The sequence below is a fragment of the Mycobacterium sp. genome (assembly GCF_035506235.1).
In the GTDB taxonomy this organism is placed as follows: domain Bacteria; phylum Actinomycetota; class Actinomycetes; order Mycobacteriales; family Mycobacteriaceae; genus Mycobacterium.
In genome coordinates, this window is the sequence record NZ_DATJPU010000234.1 from 1 (window position 1) to 16,250 (window position 16,250).

At 61.8% G+C, this 16,250-nt stretch carries 17 protein-coding genes; 11 read left to right on the plus strand and 6 right to left on the minus strand.

Going from position 1 to position 16,250, the window contains the following annotated elements:
- Window positions 1–337: hypothetical protein (locus VMD50_RS21225; RefSeq protein ID WP_414686135.1), on the plus strand; the 337-nt coding region annotated here is incomplete at its 5' end.
- Between the two features lie 24 nt (window positions 338–361).
- On the opposite strand, the gene VMD50_RS21230 is transcribed toward VMD50_RS21225, so the two are convergent.
- Window positions 362–793 carry an Hsp20/alpha crystallin family protein gene (locus VMD50_RS21230; RefSeq protein WP_325430409.1) on the minus strand — a complete coding sequence of 144 codons (432 nt, stop codon included), beginning with the start codon at window positions 791–793 and terminating at the stop codon, window positions 362–364.
- A 160-nt stretch (window positions 794–953) separates the two neighbouring features.
- The gene (locus VMD50_RS21235; RefSeq protein WP_325430411.1) at window positions 954–1,241 is read right to left on the minus strand and encodes a hypothetical protein; all 288 of its coding nucleotides are present in this window, start codon (window positions 1,239–1,241) and stop codon (window positions 954–956) included.
- A gap of 199 nt (window positions 1,242–1,440) precedes the next feature.
- Here VMD50_RS21235 and VMD50_RS21240 point away from each other — a divergent pair, with 199 nt between their 5' ends.
- Both VMD50_RS21240 and VMD50_RS21245 read left to right on the plus strand, forming a co-directional pair.
- Window positions 1,441–1,779, plus strand: coding sequence for a hypothetical protein (locus VMD50_RS21240; RefSeq protein ID WP_325430413.1), 339 nt, complete (start codon window positions 1,441–1,443; stop codon window positions 1,777–1,779).
- A 317-nt stretch (window positions 1,780–2,096) separates the two neighbouring features.
- Window positions 2,097–2,612 (plus strand): pyridoxamine 5'-phosphate oxidase family protein, encoded by a 516-nt coding sequence (locus tag VMD50_RS21245; RefSeq protein WP_325430415.1) that lies wholly within the window; start codon window positions 2,097–2,099, stop codon window positions 2,610–2,612.
- Window positions 2,613–2,628: 16 nt separating this feature from the next.
- On the opposite strand, the gene VMD50_RS21250 is transcribed toward VMD50_RS21245, so the two are convergent.
- From VMD50_RS21250 to VMD50_RS21260, 3 genes are all read right to left on the minus strand, one after another.
- Window positions 2,629–3,060, minus strand: coding sequence for a hypothetical protein (locus tag VMD50_RS21250; protein WP_325430417.1), 432 nt, complete (start codon window positions 3,058–3,060; stop codon window positions 2,629–2,631).
- Between the two features lie 127 nt (window positions 3,061–3,187).
- Complete coding sequence (locus tag VMD50_RS21255) at window positions 3,188–6,088, minus strand: MMPL/RND family transporter (protein WP_325430419.1); 2,901 nt, start codon at window positions 6,086–6,088, stop codon at window positions 3,188–3,190.
- Window positions 6,085–6,534 (minus strand): MmpS family transport accessory protein, encoded by a 450-nt coding sequence (locus VMD50_RS21260; RefSeq protein WP_325430549.1) that lies wholly within the window; start codon window positions 6,532–6,534, stop codon window positions 6,085–6,087. The genes VMD50_RS21255 and VMD50_RS21260 overlap by 4 nt, the downstream gene beginning before the upstream one ends.
- Before the next feature lie 514 nt (window positions 6,535–7,048).
- Here VMD50_RS21260 and VMD50_RS21265 point away from each other — a divergent pair.
- The 5 genes from VMD50_RS21265 (at window position 7,049) to VMD50_RS21285 (ending at window position 11,152) form a co-directional block, all read left to right on the plus strand.
- A complete protein-coding gene (locus tag VMD50_RS21265; RefSeq protein ID WP_325430421.1) occupies window positions 7,049–7,600 on the plus strand; it encodes a TetR/AcrR family transcriptional regulator in 552 nt (183 codons plus the stop codon).
- A gap of 18 nt (window positions 7,601–7,618) precedes the next feature.
- A complete protein-coding gene (locus VMD50_RS21270; protein ID WP_325430423.1) occupies window positions 7,619–8,524 on the plus strand; it encodes a glycine/sarcosine/betaine reductase selenoprotein B family protein in 906 nt (301 codons plus the stop codon).
- Complete coding sequence (locus VMD50_RS21275; protein ID WP_325430425.1) at window positions 8,502–9,089, plus strand: nitroreductase/quinone reductase family protein; 588 nt, start codon at window positions 8,502–8,504, stop codon at window positions 9,087–9,089. The genes VMD50_RS21270 and VMD50_RS21275 overlap by 23 nt, the downstream gene beginning before the upstream one ends.
- 636 nt (window positions 9,090–9,725) lie before the next feature.
- Window positions 9,726–10,856 (plus strand): MFS transporter, encoded by a 1,131-nt coding sequence (locus VMD50_RS21280; RefSeq protein WP_325430427.1) that lies wholly within the window; start codon window positions 9,726–9,728, stop codon window positions 10,854–10,856.
- 101 nt (window positions 10,857–10,957) lie between these two features.
- Window positions 10,958–11,152, plus strand: coding sequence for a hypothetical protein (locus VMD50_RS21285; RefSeq protein ID WP_325430429.1), 195 nt, complete (start codon window positions 10,958–10,960; stop codon window positions 11,150–11,152).
- A 263-nt stretch (window positions 11,153–11,415) separates the two neighbouring features.
- Here the strand turns inward: VMD50_RS21285 and pstS are convergent, their stop codons facing one another.
- Window positions 11,416–12,522, minus strand: coding sequence for a phosphate ABC transporter substrate-binding protein PstS (gene pstS, locus VMD50_RS21290; RefSeq protein ID WP_325430430.1), 1,107 nt, complete (start codon window positions 12,520–12,522; stop codon window positions 11,416–11,418).
- Between the two features lie 505 nt (window positions 12,523–13,027).
- Between pstS and VMD50_RS21295 the strand changes: the two genes are divergently transcribed.
- From VMD50_RS21295 to VMD50_RS21305, 3 genes are all read left to right on the plus strand, one after another.
- Window positions 13,028–13,234, plus strand: coding sequence for a hypothetical protein (locus tag VMD50_RS21295; protein ID WP_325430431.1), 207 nt, complete (start codon window positions 13,028–13,030; stop codon window positions 13,232–13,234).
- A gap of 689 nt (window positions 13,235–13,923) precedes the next feature.
- Window positions 13,924–14,763, plus strand: coding sequence for a serine hydrolase (locus tag VMD50_RS21300; RefSeq protein ID WP_325430433.1), 840 nt, complete (start codon window positions 13,924–13,926; stop codon window positions 14,761–14,763).
- A 309-nt stretch (window positions 14,764–15,072) separates the two neighbouring features.
- Window positions 15,073–16,137 carry a C40 family peptidase gene (locus VMD50_RS21305; RefSeq protein WP_325430435.1) on the plus strand — a complete coding sequence of 355 codons (1,065 nt, stop codon included), beginning with the start codon at window positions 15,073–15,075 and terminating at the stop codon, window positions 16,135–16,137.
- Window positions 16,138–16,250: the final 113 nt, after the last annotated feature.

The following is a 16,250-nucleotide window of genomic DNA, read 5'->3' on the forward strand; positions in this document are numbered from 1 at the left end:
CACGCGCACCCGCTTTGGCGCTGCAATATTGGGTTGTGCTGCGGCGTACGTGTTTTCGACCGCGGTTGCCAGCTCAGATCCACCTGACCCGCACCAGCCGGACATGACGAAGGGCTACTGCCCGGGTGGTCGATGGGGTTATGGCAATTTGGCCGTGTGCGACGGCGAGAAGTATCCCGACGGGTCGTTTTGGCACCAGTGGATGAAGACCTGGATTGTCGGCCCGCAGTTTTACTACGACTGCGTCGGCGGCGACGAACCTCTCCCGGGTCCGCCACCGCCGGGTGGCTGCAACGGCGCGATTCCGCCCGGGCAGCCGGCCCCGCCCGCAACCTGACCGTGCGGCGCAGCGGCCGCGAAATCACTCCCGAGTTTCGACCTCGATGCGTTTCGCCGCCGGCGCGCCGTTGGGCACCGGCACCGAGATCGCGAGAATGCCCTTTTCGTAGGTGGCATGGACGTCGTCGACGTCGGCTCCCGCGGGCAGCGGAACGGAACGCGCGAAGGCTCCGTAGCTGAACTCGGACCGGCCATGGGATTCGACAGCCTGGCTGCGTACGGCCTTGATGGTGAGCATCCCGTCGTGCACGGTGATGTCGATGTCCTTAGCTGGGTCGACGCCGGGAATCTCGGCGCGCACCTCGTAGCGGCCGTTGTCCATCTCATCCTCGACGCGAAGGAGGTTGCGGTCGAAGAGCGGACGCAGGCCGGCGAACAGAGGAGTACCACTGAAGAGCTCGGCGAGATCGGGCACCAGGGTTCTGGGCTGACGCTGGATTGGCAGAATTGCCATGGATTCTCCTGAAGTCGTTGCATCTCTTTCGATTTCGATCGAACCACTGTGCCGCCGGCGGTGCCAGACGGCGCGCGTCGATGTTGCCGAGAGATTCATTGCGCGTTAAACAGGTCGGCCGCGTCCGCACGCTTGATCGGCCGCATCGCTGCTGGCGACTTCAGCCCACCCGCTTCAGTGTGTAGTGAGCACTCGTCCGTTTGGGGTCGTCGGCGAGCCTCTTCACCTCTTGGCGGATCGGATCCACGGCACCGCCCAACGCGCCGGGGCAGCCGTCGGGGCACCGGACTTCCCACCACGAGTCCGACGGGTGTGGCGGCCACGCCCCGAGCTGTCCACCCTTCGGCTGATAGCCGATCTCGGCCGCAAACTTCCTGAGGTTACCGACGTGATGCTGCGCCGGGCAGAAGAGCGATACATCGATACTGAGGTTCTCTGTTTCGTTCATGGCCGCCATTCTCGCCCGTCCCGCGAGCCACCACACTTCCTTTCTTTGCGGAGATCTCCCTCGGCAGCGTGACCACAATCACTGCGAAACGGACGGCTCAGGGGGCGTAGTCAGTTGACTACACTAGGCGTGCTGTGGTGTAGTCAACTGACTACACCACAGGCCAGGTCGCCCACAAAGAACCCAAGGAGAACCAACCATGACCACAGCCCGCGCGCGGGATCGCGGAACCGATCTAGCCATGGAATTCGACCTCGCGGCACCCCGCGGGGCAACCTGCGTCGACGAATGGGAAAGCATCGGCGCAGCTTTCAGGGTGTTCGACGGCCCGGAATGGAGAATCGAGCCCGTCAGCAACCATGGGCGGTGCCCCGATATCGGTTCTATCGTCGTGTCCGTCATTGGGCGGCAGTACGCGGATGGGCACGCTGAGCGCGAGATCATCATTGACGGCGTCGATACCCCGGTCATCACGCCGACCGAAGCGCGGAAGCTGGGAAGGGCGTTGCTCGCCGCCGCAGACGCCGCTGACGGGTGACTTGAGGGCCGCACCCGGCCGACTTGGTTTCAGCGAAAATACGGTGGTTGCACTGCCCCCGGCACGACTCGAACGTGCAACCTGGGGGATTACCGATCGACGTCTCTCGTGTTTGCTCGCGTCTGTCCGTGTTCGCTTGTCTTGCAATGAATCTGACGATGCCTTGGCTCGGCCGAGAACCGTCGATTACCGTCGAATCGCGGCCACGGCCGCTGCGGCGCGCTCGCACATGGACGCAACCGGCTTCCGGTGAATGATCGAATGAGCAGGCCTTCCCGCGCCCTTGGGAATCGGAAGATAACCGACAGGAGGACCCTATGGAGCGCCAACAGATCGATGACGAACTGTCCACGACCGGCGCGCGGGAGTTGCTCGCGTCCACCTCGTGGGGCCACCTTGCCTGCATCGCGCAGGACGAGACACCACGGGTGGTTCCGGTCGGATTCTTCTGGACGGGCGAGCAGTTTGTGGTGGCCACGGCCACGACCGCCCCAAAGGTCAAGGCGCTGTCCGCTCGCCCGGCCGTCGCGCTGGCCATCGACGCCGGCGAGACTCCCGACCAAGCGCGAGCCCTTTCAGTACGCGGGCGGGCGAGCGTCGAGATCGTCGACGGGGTGGTCGAGGAGTACCTTTCCGCCGCCAGGCAAGCCATGGACGCTGAGGCGGTGGCCGAGTTCGAGCGGAACGTCCGCGGGATGTACGACCAGATGGCCCGAATTGCGATCACGCCGCACTGGGTCCGCTATTACGACTTCGGCGCTGGCCGAGTGCCACGATTTTTGCAGGACCTGGCCGAACGGAACCAAACCTTAGGGGACCCAGCGCTCGACTGATTCCTCGGAGGTAACGTCAGGCGCAGTCAGTCGTTATAGTGGCATTTCGAAGGCGCTTCTTTAAGGCTGCGATCCTGAGCAGTCGGATGGTCATGTTTATGGAGCCGAACATAGGAAACACGCCGATATAGGGTCGCAGGGAATGGGGTCCATGCACTTCCAGGCCGCCGAACAAAAAGATACATCCAAGGGCGAAGATAGCGGCGGGGATGGAAAATGCCATCAAGGATCCGCGATCAGCAACGGCCTGCGCCGCGAAATCCCACTCTTCCTTCGACATCGCTTCGCCTCTACGCAGCTTACTCAAGACCTTTCTGGAGTTTCCCACTTCTTCGCTTGTCGATGTAGGCGCGCGTCCCAGGAGGCGGTTCACGAAGATAAAGGCGAGAGCGCCGAACACCAATTCAGCCGCCCCGGCCAGTATCGCCAGATAACCAAAAAGGCCCACTCTGTTCACTCCTTCGTGCGACGAGGCGCTGTCACGTGGCAGAAGAACCGCAGGCGAATAACACGCGGCTACGCTGTTTTGTCCGGCAAGGTTCGGCTTGTGGGCTCCTTCAGGCGCGCAGTTGGCTTCACCTCGAAGGTAACCGGGAACCGGCCACGGGGTCCCCGTCCTCCCACAGCAGCAGTTGGCGAACCGCAGGACGCGGCCCGTATGGGCGAAGCATCGTGCTGGCCGGCCGGGGTCGCACGCGCTGTGGCCACCAGAACCACCGCCCGAGAAGCGTTGCGACGGAAGGCGTCATGAAAGAACGCACGATTAGCGTGTCGAACAGCAACCCCAGCCCGATGGTGGTGCCGATCTGACCGAGCACCAGCAAACTGGCGAACACGAAGGAAGACATCGTGAACGCGAACACCAGGCCGGCAGCGGTCACCACCGCGCCGGTGCCGGCCATGGCGCGGATAATTCCCGTCTTCAAACCGGCATGAATCTCTTCTTTAAACCGGGAGATGAGCAATAGGTTGTAGTCGGATCCCACCGCCAAGAGGATGATGACGGACAGCGCAAGGCAGATCCAGTACAGCTTGATACCGAAGATGTCCTGCCAGACCAATACGGAAAGCCCGAAAGAGGCGCCCAGCGAAAGCGCCACCGTGCCCACGATGACGATCGCGGCGACCAGGCTTCGGGTGATGATCACCATGATGATCAAAATCAGGCTCAGGGCGGCTATTCCGGCGATGAGCAGGTCGTATCTCGCGCCGTCGGCTATGTCCTTATAAGTTGCCGCGGTGCCGGCAAGATAGATATTGGAGTCCCCCAGGGGGGTGTTTTTCACGGCCTGTTTCGCTGCGTTTCTGATGGGGTCGATATGCGAGATGCCTTCGGGGGTCGCGGGATCGCCTTCGTGGGTGATGATCATGCGTGCGGCCTTGCCGTCGGGCGAGAGAAATTGTTTCAGGCCTCGCTTGAACTCGGCATTGTCGAAAGCCTCCGGAGGTAGGTAGAAGGAATCGTCGTTCTTGGCGGCGTCATACGCCTGCCCCAGGGCGGTGGCTGTGTCAGTGCTGGCTCGCGCCTGTGCGTTGATCCCGAAGTTCGTGGCAAAGTTGGACAGTATTAGTCCCAGGTTCTTCTCCTGGTCGGCGATCTGGGGTGGTAGCAGTGTCACCAATTTCTGCTGCCCCGCATCCAATTTGTCCAGGCTGGCGGTGAGCTTTTCGAATTGTGCACTGAGCTGATCAATGCCGTCGATTACATCAAAAACGGATCGGAGCGCAAAGCAGGCGGGAATGTCGTAGCAGTGTCGTTCCCAGTAGAAATAACTGCGTATCGGCCGGAAGAAGTCGTCGAAATTCGCAATCTTATCGCGCAAGTCATTGATGATGGCGATGGTTTCGTGAAAGCTTTGGGTCTCCTCGTGCGTCGAGGCGGCGAGCTGTTGTTGCAGGGCATATTGCCGGTTCAGGATGCTGATCGTGTCACGCAGCTGGTCGGCCTGTTTGAGCAAGTCCTCCGCGCGGTCTTTCTGATACGGCAGGTTCTCGATGTTGCCGATGCTGCCCGCGCTGATCTGAAACGCCAGCGAAGTGTGCTCGAGCGGCGTGCCCAGGGGCCTGGTCATGGACTGGACCTGCGCGATGCCGGGCAGGTGGGCGACGGCTTTGGCCACTCGTTCCAAGTTGATCATGTCGGCCGGATTACGCATATCGTGATCAGTCTCGATCATGAGCAATTCGGGATTAAGCCGGGCTTGAGAAAAATGCCGCTCCGCGGCCGCATACCCGATATTGGCCGGGGCACTGGTCGGTAGGTAAGGGCGAGCGTCGTAGTCGGTCTTATATCCGGGCAGGGCGAGCAAGCCTATGAGCGCGACCCCGGTGGCCACCACCAGGATAGGCCCGGGCCAGCGGACGATGGCGGTGCCGATGCGCCGCCATCCACGAGTCGCCATCCTGCGCTTAGGATCGAAGAGCCCGAAGAGACTGCCCACGGTGATCACCGCCGGGGCCAACGTCAACGCGGCCACCAGCGCGACCACGATGCCTATTGCGGCGGGAATGCCCAAGCTTTGAAAATAATTGAGCCGGGTAAAGCGCAGGCAGAACACCGCGCCGGCGATGGTCAGGCCCGACCCCAACACCACGTGGGCGGTCCCGCTATACATGGTGTAGAAGGCCGTTTCGCGATTCTGCCCGCTGTGTCGCGCCTCTTGATACCGGCCGAGAAAAAATATCGCGTAGTCCGTGCCGGCGGCGATGACCAGCAAGGTGAGCAGATTCGTCGCATAGGTGGACAACCCGATTAGCCCGACGTTTCCCAGGAAGGCCACAATGCCCCTGGCCGCGGCCATTTCAACAAGGACCGTGACCAGCACGACGATTGCCGTGACGGAACGGTAAACCCACAACAACATCACCAAGATCACCAACACCGTGATCACGGTGACCTTGAAGGCGCCTTTGCTGCCGACCTCGAACTGATCGGCAACAAGAGGCGCCGCGCCGGTCACGTAGGCCTTGACCCCGGGCGGTGGTGGCGTGTGAGCCACCGTCTCGCGGACAGTGGCAACGGACTCGTTCGCCAAGGCATCGCCCTGATTGCCCGCGAGGTACAGCTGCACGTAGGCGGCCTTGCCGTCTTTGCTTTGCGAGCCCGCAGCCGTCAGCGGATCGCCCCAGAAGTCCTGGACGTGCTCGACGTGCTTGGTGTCTTGCTCGAGCTTGCGGACCAAGCTGTCGTAGAACCGGTGGGCGTCATCGCCGAGGGGCTTGTCACCTTCTAGGACGATCATGGCCGAACTGTCGGTATCGAACTCGTGGAACACTTTCCCGATGTGTTTCATCGCCAGAAAGGACGGCGCATCCGGTGTATTGAGGGATACGTTGTGCGCCCTGGCCACGTCCTCCAGATTCGGTACCGCAATGTTCGATATCGCGGCCAGACCGGCCCACAGCAGCAGGATCGGCACCGAAAGCCGGCGAATGGCGCGCGCCAACGCGTGCTCCCGGGGGCGCTGGTCGCTCATGCCGACTTCACCAGGCAGAACGTGTAGGCGTTCACTTGGTTGACGACCCGTTCGTCCTTGACTTCACCGTCCACGAGGATGCGACAGCCAAGGGAATCGCTGTTGCCCTGCGCCACAAGGTTGCTGAAGGCTCCCGGTTGTGTCGTGACCATGGTCAGCGACCACGGCAGGACCGCGTTCACCACTTGCTGCGGCTGGACATTGATGTCCACATAATTGATGGTTGCCACCGCTCCAGGGTCACCGAAGACCTCGAGGGTGATGTGTTTGGGATTGAATGGTTCCGTCTGATCTGATATGCCGCCGCCGGCCGCCGTGTTGTTGTGCGACCCGAAGATTCCGTGGAGTCGATAGACGCAAAACCCCGCGACGGCCACCACCACGGCAACGACAAGCACTATCCACCACCGTCTGACCCGACTGGTGAATGAAATCCTGTTCACCATTGGCCTTTCGATAACCGGGACACCATCGCGGGTAAAGCTTGGATGCATCGGGGCGGATCGACAGTCTGACAGTACGGTACGGGACCGTGCAGCGACAAGAGACGGGACCGTCTATAACACGCAGGTAGTTTCCCCCTGCCCAGCCGGCGAATCGATGGGCCGTTCCTTCTAACGGGGTCTGTTAAGAGGGGGATGGGCACGTCATCGGCCAGGTTTTGCGCGGGGCTTTGCGTGGGAGGCTGGTCGGCCATGATTCACCTGAAGTTGAGATGGCCGGGAAGTAAGTCTCAGAGTGCGTCGCCGACGGCGGCCTAAGCATGCCCCCCTCGCGGGACGGCTTGTCGCAGGACGTGTCCGATCGGCGCTTTCCGCCGATCGAGGAACCAATGCTCCTTCATACCGCTTTCGGCAAGCCGCTGAACGCGGAGCGCAGCTCCCCCGGTCCCGCGCCAAAGCAAGCATGCGGCCGATTGTACAAGTTGATTAAACGTTCATTCAATAATATGGTGAGCTCGTGGGTGCGCGACGTGAACAGGCCCAGCGTCGGCGGGATGAACTGATCGAAGCTGCGTTAGCCGTTTTTGCTGCCAAGGGCGTTGATGGCGCATCGGTCAAGGACATCGCGCGGGCCGCCAAGGTGACGCCGGGGTTGATGTATCACTATTTCGCGAGCAAGGAGGATCTCCTCGCAGCCGTGCTAACTGAGCGTGGGTTCATGCCGCAGTTGCGCGCGGTGCTCGGGGAGCAGGCAGAGCAACCGGCGACGGTGGTATTGCCCCGCCTGATGCGCGCCTTTGACGAAATGCTCGCCGCCAACGCTGATTTGGTATCACTGTTTTTTTCGGCGAGTCACGCCGATGCGGCGTTGCGCGAATTCGTTGCCACCGGGCAGCGTCTGCTGCAGTCGTATCTGAAGTCCCGCACCGAGGCGGGGGAACTTCGGCCCGAGCTGACCGGGGCTGCCGCAAGCACTTTGTTCGCGGCGGTGGCCATAGGCCACAAGACCGGCCGACGAATCGATACCGACGTACTCGTGGAACTTGTCTTGAACGGATTGGCGGCGTAATCACCTGCGGAGGTTGCCATGTCGTATTTGTTCAGCGATCACCAGCGTGCGCTGGCGCCGCTGCTGTTCCCCGGTGCGGGGCCAGATGCGTCGCGCCGGGGGCCCGTGTTGCCTCACTTCCAGGCACCTCCGATGGTGCCGATCCACAAGCCGGTGTCTGAACTGACCATCGGGCTGCTGGTCAGTCTGGGGGCGCGGGCGCCCGGGCAGCCACCACTGCAGCGCACCAATGACCTGTCCTACCGGATCATCGACCGCAGTGTGCCCAGCGAGCAGATCGTGTTCGACCACGCGACTCCGGCACGTTTCTGGGCCGACGAGGACCTCAACGTCGCGTTTCCCCGCGACCGCATGGCCGAGCTGGAGGCCGAGGGCACCATCGGTGCGTTGGCGCCCGAGGCGGTCAGCATCTGCGGGTCCATCACCAAGTGGGAGGAGCTGGCCACCGACACCGCGCCGCGCATCCGCGACGAATTCGACCGCCAGAACGTCGATCTGGTGCTGATGGTGCCGTTCTGCCCGCAGTGCCATCAGGCCGACGCGGTGCTGGCGCGCGCGTTGGAAGCCCGGGGTTTGCCCACGTTGATGCTGTCTACCTTGCGCGACATCTCCGAGGCCTACCTGCCGCCCCGCACCGCGCTCGTCGACTACCCCATCGGATCGCCTTGCGGCCGAGTCGGCGACCCCGAACACCAGCGCGCCACACTACGCGCGGCCCTGACCTGCCCGCTGAACACCACCACACCGCAGCTGCACCTTGTCGACCTGCCCTATCAGGCCGACGGCGGTCACGACTGGATCGAAGTCATTCAGGCGGCTTACCGCGCCGACCTCGCCAACCTCCGGGAGAACATGCGCCTGCATGGTGGCTTTGACTCCCTGGCCGGACACGAAGACGCCTTTGCCGCCCGCTGCAACTGCTGACGAGTCGATCCACGGACGAAAGGGAACGGCAATGCCGCTTTCAAGCTCCGCTCTGGTGGGTTATGTCGGGGTTGCGGCGGTGGTCGGATTGATCGTGCGGCGGCTGCGCATCGCTGCCGGGATGCGTCGTGGTGACCCAGCGGTCATTGACGCAAAGCGCAAGCGCAACAATCGGTTCGCCAACAAAATGGTCACCCGGTTTGGGCGAGCCGGGCGCCGGCACAGCGTCTTCGCCATCATGGAGTGCACGGGTCGGCGCACCGGCCGCCGCTACAGCACCCCGATCCGGGTTTTGGAGCAGCCTGACAGCTTCATCGTCCCGCTCACCTATGGCCCGAAAACCAACTGGTATGTGAATTTGCAGCACAATCCCGGCGTGCTGCACTGGCAGGGCCGCCCAATCCCAGTAGGTAACCCAACCCCCGTGCCCACCGCCACCGTGGCACACCTGCTTCCGCCGCCGTCGCGGTTCCTGCTCTGGCTCGATGGCACCGACCAGTGCGTCCGCCTCCACAAGCTCAGCGAAACAGCCCAGGTCGGCCAAAACCCTGACGCCAAGGAATGAACACCGCACACCTCACGGGCGGCTGATACCTTTGCTCAGCCACGCTCAACTCCCTCATTTAGGGAGTGTCATGGATCAGCCGAAGTAACTGCCAAGCATCAGCCGAAACACTGTCAGGCATCACCCGAAGCAGAAATGTCAAGCAGCAGCCGAGGTCATACAACAGTTCAGTGCCCCCGGCACGACTCGAACGTGCGACCTGGGGATTAGAAGGCCTTCGCCGCGCTCTAAACGACCAGGCAAAACAGTTAGCTGAAACGCCTCGAATCGCCTGTGCAGTCGTCGTCCCCATTCTCGTGGGCCGGGTTTGCCATCGTGATGTAAAGGACGCGTAAAAGACACGTAAAACACGGCTGTGTTGGCTCGCGAATGTCGTTGGGCGCTTTGTAGGGTAGTCATTCTTTACAACTCCACGGTCGAAGTTGCGCGTCGTGCTGCCTTCGCCAGAGAAAGGATTGACTATGGCAGTCGTCCGACCGCAGATCAAAGCGGCCACCTACTTCGGCGAGGTTTTCGAAGCCAGCTTAGCGTGCCAACCCAAATTCTTGACCGCAGCGCTGTGAGGCTTCAATGGCCACGGCGCAACTTCTCCCCCGCGATCGGACTCGACGCTACCGGGCGGCCGCGGGATGGAACGTGAAAGTACGCGATGCCGCGCCGACGAGCCGGGTGATGGTGGTGGCGATCACGGTGTCGATGGTTCCGTTCCTCGACGGCGCCATGGTGAGCCTGGCTCTGCCGGCCACAGAACGCGACCTCGGCGGGGGCCTGTTCCTACAACAGTGGGTCGTCGACGGCTACCTGCTGGCCCTGGCAGCCATGATTCTGCCCGGCGGATCCATCTCCGATCTGTTCGGGCGCGTACCGGTGATCCGCTTCGGGCTGATGGCCTTCGGTACGGGCTCGGTGTTGGCGGCCACCGCGGACTCGCCGGCGATGCTGATTACCGCGCGCATCATCCAAGGTCTGGGGGGCGCGGTTCTGGTGCCCGGTTCGCTTGCGCTGATCAACTCCGCGTTCGACCGCGCACACCGACCCGGAGCTATCGGCTCCTGGACGGCCTGGACCGGTACTGCCTTTGCCCTAGGCCCGTTGCTGGGCGGCTTGGCCGTGGACTTCCTTAGCTGGCGATGGATCTATGTCCTGTCGGCGATTCCGATGGTCATCGGCTTCGCCTTAACGTTTTGGCTGTGCCCGATGCCCGGGCCCGCCAAACGTGCCCGCGTCGACATCCCTGGCGCGGCATTGTCCGCGGCCGGGCTCAGCGCCGCGCTGTATGCACTGATCGAATCTCAGCGGCGCGGATGGGTCGACCCCGTTGTCATCGCGTCGATGGTCTTCGGGGGCGCGGCATTGCTGGCGTTCGTGGCATGGGAGCGCCGTACCTCTCACCCCATGCTGCCGCTGGGACTGTTCACCGTCCGAAACTTCGCCGGTGCCAATCTGGCCACTGCGTTCGTCTACGGCGCCCTAATGCTGGGCTCGCTTGCCATCGCCCTCTACATCCAGGAGGTTGCCGGATACTCGGCGACCGTCGCGGCTTTGATCACATTGCCTACGCCCGTCCTGTCATTTCTGTTCGCCCGCCGCGTCGGCCGTGTGGCCGCTCGGATCGGATCGAGGGTTTTCCTGACGGCGGGCCCACGTTGGCCGGGATCGGGCTGCTGCTCATCCGCCCCTCCGCATACGGATTCAACCTCGTCACTCACCTGCTGCCCGGGAGGATCGTGCTGGCCGTTGGTCTGGTCGCTACGATCACACCACTGAGCGCAGTCAATTTATCCTCCGTCGAGTCCGCGCACAGCGGAATAGCATCAGCATTCCAAAACGCCGTGGGCCGGCTTTCTGCCCTGATCGCGGTGGGCTGCATGGGACTCGTCGCCGCCGGCACGCTCACCGATGCCAGCTTCGAGCGGCTGCTGCAGGTCAGCGCGGTGCTGTTCTTCATCGGCGCCGTCATCGGCGCCGTCACCATCAGCAACCGGACCGTTACCATTTCACACGTGAAAGGTCGTTGGTTCGATCCCAGCGGGGACCAGACCATCGATAACTTCGCACCCTGACAGCACCCGCACACCGGTCGCGGAGACACTCAGCGCGGCGCCAAATTGGTTGAACTTCAATTCAGTTCCAAACTATTGGGTTGAAACGGGCTCGCGTGTCCCCGGGTGACGGTCGGTGAGTTGTTAGAGACCTCAGGGGTGCCGGCGAAACGTCCTGGCGCGGTATGCTGCCGCACCTGGTAGCGGCAGGTCGGCATGGCGGGGCCCGCCAAGATGCCGGAAGACGTAGGGCGCTCGGCTGAGCGCGGCGCCGAGTCATGAGCTCACGTGATGGCATCGGCTGCGCTCCTCAACCACGCCTTCCACGCGTCTGGAACGGGGACGTATCCGTTGTCCGCCAAGCCATTCTGTCCGGCGCTTGTCGCGCTTTGCAGGAACGCCCTCACGGCCGCGCCAACCTGCGGGTCCGGATACTTCGAGCAGACAATCTCATAGGTCGCCAACACGATCGGGTAGGCGCCGGGCTGCGTCGGGTTGTAAAACGACACAGCGTCGAGCACCATGTCGTAATCCCGCCCGGTGACGGCAGCCCCGGCAATCGTCTTGCCGGCCGAGTCGGCGCTGATCGTTACCGGATCCGGACCGGCCGAGGTGATGATCTTGGCCATGCTGAGGTTCTTTGCCTGGGCGAACGACCATTCGTTGTAAGTGATCGCCCCTTCCGTGGCCCGGACAGCCGACGAGGTGCCGTCGTTGCCCTTGGCGCCCTCGCCGACACCGCCGTTGAACGTCTTTCCGGTTCCCTTGCCCCACGCGCCGTTGGACGCGGAATCAAGGTAGTGCTGGAAGTTATCCGACGTCCCAGACAGATCGCTGCGGAAGATCACGCGAATCGGCTCGGCGGGCAGGGCCGCGCGTTTGTTCAGCGCCCGGATGGCGGGATCGTTCCAGGTGGTAATGCCGCCGTTGAAGATCTTGGCCGCCGTCGGAGCGTCCAGAGTCAGCGAAGTCAGGCCCTTGACGTTGTAGGTGATCGCGATCGGGCCGAACACCACCGGGAGCTCCCACGCCGGCGAGCCGCAGCGCTGCTGGGCCGCGGCGTACTCGTTCGGGGCCAGCGGCGAGTCCGACCCACCGAGATCGGTTTGGTTGCTGGCGAACTCGCTAATTCCGGCGCCGGAACCATTGGGCGTGTAGTTCAACGTCTGACCGGGGCAAGCTTGTTCAAACGCTTTGACAAAGCGGGTCATCGCGTTGGCCTGGGCTGTGGACCCGCTGGCCTTCAGCGTCTTCGTCCCGCCGCAATTCACCGGCATCGCACTCGTCGTCGCATTTCCTGCATTGGTTGCTGTGTTGTCACTGCAACCCGACAAGATCACTGCGCCGGTAGTGAGAACGCTCAGCGCGGCGCCAAATCGGTTCGGATTCAATTCCGTTCCTAGCTGTTGGGATGAAACGGGATCGCTGCCGGCCTAGCCGCGGCGCCAACCAGCCATCTGTCGCAGTCATGGCCAGACTAGACCATACGGCGCTCAATCGGAGCGTTGCATTGCTACGGCCGTGTGACAAGCTAGGACTTGTTTCGTAAATGCCTACAATGCGATTCGGCGACGATTGCTACAGTTTCGCCGACGACTCAAATGGAGTCCAATCCATTCCGTGCTGATTGTCGATGAATTGTCACGTCAACTCAGCGGCGACACATAGGAACGGGCTGACATGCGTTGGAACCATTCCGGTAGTTCAGGCGGGCACAGTGTATGTGTCGACACCTCGGAACACCTGCCATACGGACTGTAAATCCGCCCCTGGCATCCCAACCCCAGCGGCGGCCGCGTGCCAAAACTCCACAGCCGCCACCCAGCTTCTTCTTAGTTAGCCACCGAATCATGGAGTGGCTATGTGAATGGATCGACAAGTCTTGAAAGGCGGCGGATGTTCACACGAAGGTGGTGGTGGCCGCTCGCCCTCGTCGCGGCCGTTTTCGCGCTGCTGGTGCCGGTGCACACGCTGCAGTCGGATCCGGTTCAGCTGCGCGGCTACGGCGCGGCCCTGCTCGGTCGGATGCGAGCCGTCAACGCTGCCGACGCGACGGCGGACGTGGGCTCCGGACTGGTGCTGATCAACAGCGACATCAGCTGACACGCTCGACCCGGGCGGCGAAACTCATCTGGTCAACGAAGCGGCGGCCACGACGACGGTCGCGGCCGCCGCTTCACCCTGCCCCCTTGACAAACTGACCTACATATCAGCTCATAACCCGGCGACCATCGTTCGACGGGCGCCAGCACACTACTACGTGCGTAACACGTCGGCGCATATGCCCAGCACAGGGATAGCTCGCGCAACACGCCTACGTCGACAAAAGGCCATTTCACAGGCTGTTTTTGCAGGAAAGAGCAGGGGTTCGAATCCCCATACCTCAGCCAGGTTCGTGCTTAGTCAACCCGAACACGCATCGGCAGGCGGATTGACGCAAGACGCGTCGACCTGCGCGATCTGCCTCGAAGCAAACGTGTTCGTCCAGGCGCCCGACCTATCGAGTGAGGCGCGCCGTCCGTACCCGCCCGCAAAACTCTACCGCATGTTTCGCACGTCATTCTGCCGCACTATCGGGCAACGCCAGAGTCACTTGTATACGCCGCCCATAACCAGGCCCAGCTCGACGGTTCGCAGCCCTATGTCGTTCGGCCGTCATTCGCGCCGGTAACGAATATCGGAGCCTATCTGTAGATATGGCGCCTACGTCGATCCAATCGTAGAAGTTGCCCTCCCGGCAGTCATCTCGGCTGTAGTAAAATAATAGTATCTTCTATCAAGGCGAGAGGCCGATGCCGCACCGTGTGCTCGAAGAGTCAATTCGCAAAACAATTAGCGCCACACCTGAAATAGATTGGTCTATTTGTATTCGAAATCATGCAGGTCAGAAATTAGCATCATATAATCCTAACGCTTCGATGAAGACTGCTAGCCTTGGAAAGCTATTATTATTGGCCGAGGTTGCACGGCAGTGTGATGCGGGTAACCTAGACGGCACCCAATTACTCGGTCGTGATCCAAATCTTCTGGTTGCCGATTCGGGTATCTGGCAGTACCTGAAAGTTGAAAAGCTGTCTATACACGATCTCTGCGTGTTGGTCGCTGGCGTCAGCGACAATTTAGCCACAAACGTTCTATTGAAACACGTGGGATTTCAGAGGCTTCGCGAACTTTCCAAAGCTCTTGGACTGACTAGAACAGCATTGCTTGATTATGTTCGAGACTATCGCGGCCCAGACGATTTGTGGACACTTTCGGTAGGCTCAGCCGCCGAGCTGTCTAGTTTCATGAGCCGTGTAGCCAGAAAAGAGCTCATATCGCAAACAGTGTCGGAGCAGCTAGACGCATGGCTGGCGACAGGCATGGACCTGTCGATGGTGGCGTCTGCTTTCGGGTTTGATCCACTTGCACATGCAGAATCAGATAGGGGCTTTTCCATACGCAACAAAACTGGCGCAGACACAGGAATCAGAGCGGATGTTGGCACTATCGGACGGAAAAGTTCGTGGTTCTCCTATGCGGTTATTGCCAATTGGGAAGCTGCTAACCCTAGCTTACGCGATGCGGTACTTTCGAGAATGAACTCAATCGGTAGGGTGCTCAGAGAGTTCCTTCAACAAGATTTGCGATAAGGCATCGTTTGCGCATTTTAACAAGGCCGCCAACCGCTCGTCGACGTGGACGGCCCCCCGCCCACGTCTAGCGATCAGATAGGAACCGTCCGAAATCCGGCCGTACCTTGTCACGGCAATGTCACGACTCGGCGGCAACACGCAGGTATCCGGTGACATGCCCTGACATCATTACAGCAGGTCATCAGAGGGGTTTGGCGTTAGGACGCCGACCCCTCCAAATGCGAAACGCAATCGACATCCTTGCCTGCGACGTGTTCCAGCGCGCCGACCGGACACACCAACACGGCTCCGATAACGTCGACGAACGTGATCGTCGCCGCCACCCGAACAGTGCTTGCCGGTGTTTTGTCCACCGGTGTCTTGTCCACCGGGCTCGCGGCAGTATCCGTCACCGCTGACCCTGCCAACCTCTCCGGGTCGTCGGAGGCGCGCAGCGCTTATGTCGCCGTTTCGGTGGCCACGGTATGGGCCACGCCGCAGAGCCCGCGTCCAGTCGACCATCCCGCCCTGACAAATCCAGTCGATATTCGCGGCTGGCTGTCGGACATGACGCTGGCCCAGCAGGAAGCGCTCACCTCGGACAATCTCAACCAAACGCAGGCCCTCTTCGGCGACCACGTCTTTGTGGTAGGGGAGCAGGGCGACTGGGACGAGGTACTGGTCCCCGGTCAGCCCACACCGAAGGACTCCCTGGGCTATCCCGGCTGGATTCCCAAGGCCCAGTTGACGACCGACCCGGGCTACGGCGCGCTGAAGGAACACGCTCCCTTCGCGCTGGCCGATCGCGGCATCACCACCTGGCTCTACCGCGAATCCGGACTCTCCGATCAGGACCTCGAGATCAGTACCAACACCAGGCTTCCCGTCCTGAGCCGCACCGACAAGGCCGTTCAGGTGGCCACCCCCGATCGCGGCCCGAAGTGGCTGGATGCCCGAACGGTGGCGGTCTACGAAAAGCCCACGGACATACCGCATCCCACCGGAGCCGATTTGGTCCGGTACGCCGCCGTGTTCGTGAACGTCCCCTACCTGTGGGGCGGCCGTGCCGGGTTCGGGTTCGATTGCTCCGGTTTCACTTCCACCATCTACCAGGTGTACGGCATCACCCTGCCGCGCGATGCTGGCCCGCAAGCCGCCGACAGCCGGGGCCGCCCCGTCGACAAATCCGCGTTGCAACCCGGCGATCTGCTCTTCTACTCGCACGGCAGCAGGGACCCCGACAATCCCGACGCGATCTACCACGTGGCCATGTATTCGGGGAACGGCGACATGATCGAGGCATTCGACAAGACGGCACCAGTGCGCATCACCCCGGTTCGACTGGACGCAGACTACTGGGGCGCGCGCCGCTACCTCGACCAACCGCAGTGATAGACAATGTCTCCTACGGCGATCGGCGGACGCGACAATCTTCGCCATCCAGGTTGGCGGAGCTTGCACTGGCGGATTTATCCGCCGGCTGGTGCGCATCCTGCCGGTTATCT

What these genes read in the sequence shown, in the direction of transcription:
- VMD50_RS21260 (WP_325430549.1), bottom strand. Translation starts at nt 6,534, where the DNA reads ATGGTGAACAGGATTTCATTCACCAGTCGGGTCAGACGGTGGTGGATA.
- VMD50_RS21285 (WP_325430429.1), top strand. Translation starts at nt 10,958, where the DNA reads ATGGGACTCGTCGCCGCCGGCACGCTCACCGATGCCAGCTTCGAGCGG.
- VMD50_RS21240 (WP_325430413.1), top strand. Translation starts at nt 1,441, where the DNA reads ATGACCACAGCCCGCGCGCGGGATCGCGGAACCGATCTAGCCATGGAA.
- VMD50_RS21300 (WP_325430433.1), top strand. Translation starts at nt 13,924, where the DNA reads ATGCCGCACCGTGTGCTCGAAGAGTCAATTCGCAAAACAATTAGCGCC.
- VMD50_RS21245 (WP_325430415.1), top strand. Translation starts at nt 2,097, where the DNA reads ATGGAGCGCCAACAGATCGATGACGAACTGTCCACGACCGGCGCGCGG.
- VMD50_RS21270 (WP_325430423.1), top strand. Translation starts at nt 7,619, where the DNA reads ATGTCGTATTTGTTCAGCGATCACCAGCGTGCGCTGGCGCCGCTGCTG.
- VMD50_RS21235 (WP_325430411.1), bottom strand. Translation starts at nt 1,241, where the DNA reads ATGAACGAAACAGAGAACCTCAGTATCGATGTATCGCTCTTCTGCCCG.
- VMD50_RS21230 (WP_325430409.1), bottom strand. Translation starts at nt 793, where the DNA reads ATGGCAATTCTGCCAATCCAGCGTCAGCCCAGAACCCTGGTGCCCGAT.
- VMD50_RS21295 (WP_325430431.1), top strand. Translation starts at nt 13,028, where the DNA reads ATGTTCACACGAAGGTGGTGGTGGCCGCTCGCCCTCGTCGCGGCCGTT.
- VMD50_RS21255 (WP_325430419.1), bottom strand. Translation starts at nt 6,088, where the DNA reads ATGAGCGACCAGCGCCCCCGGGAGCACGCGTTGGCGCGCGCCATTCGC.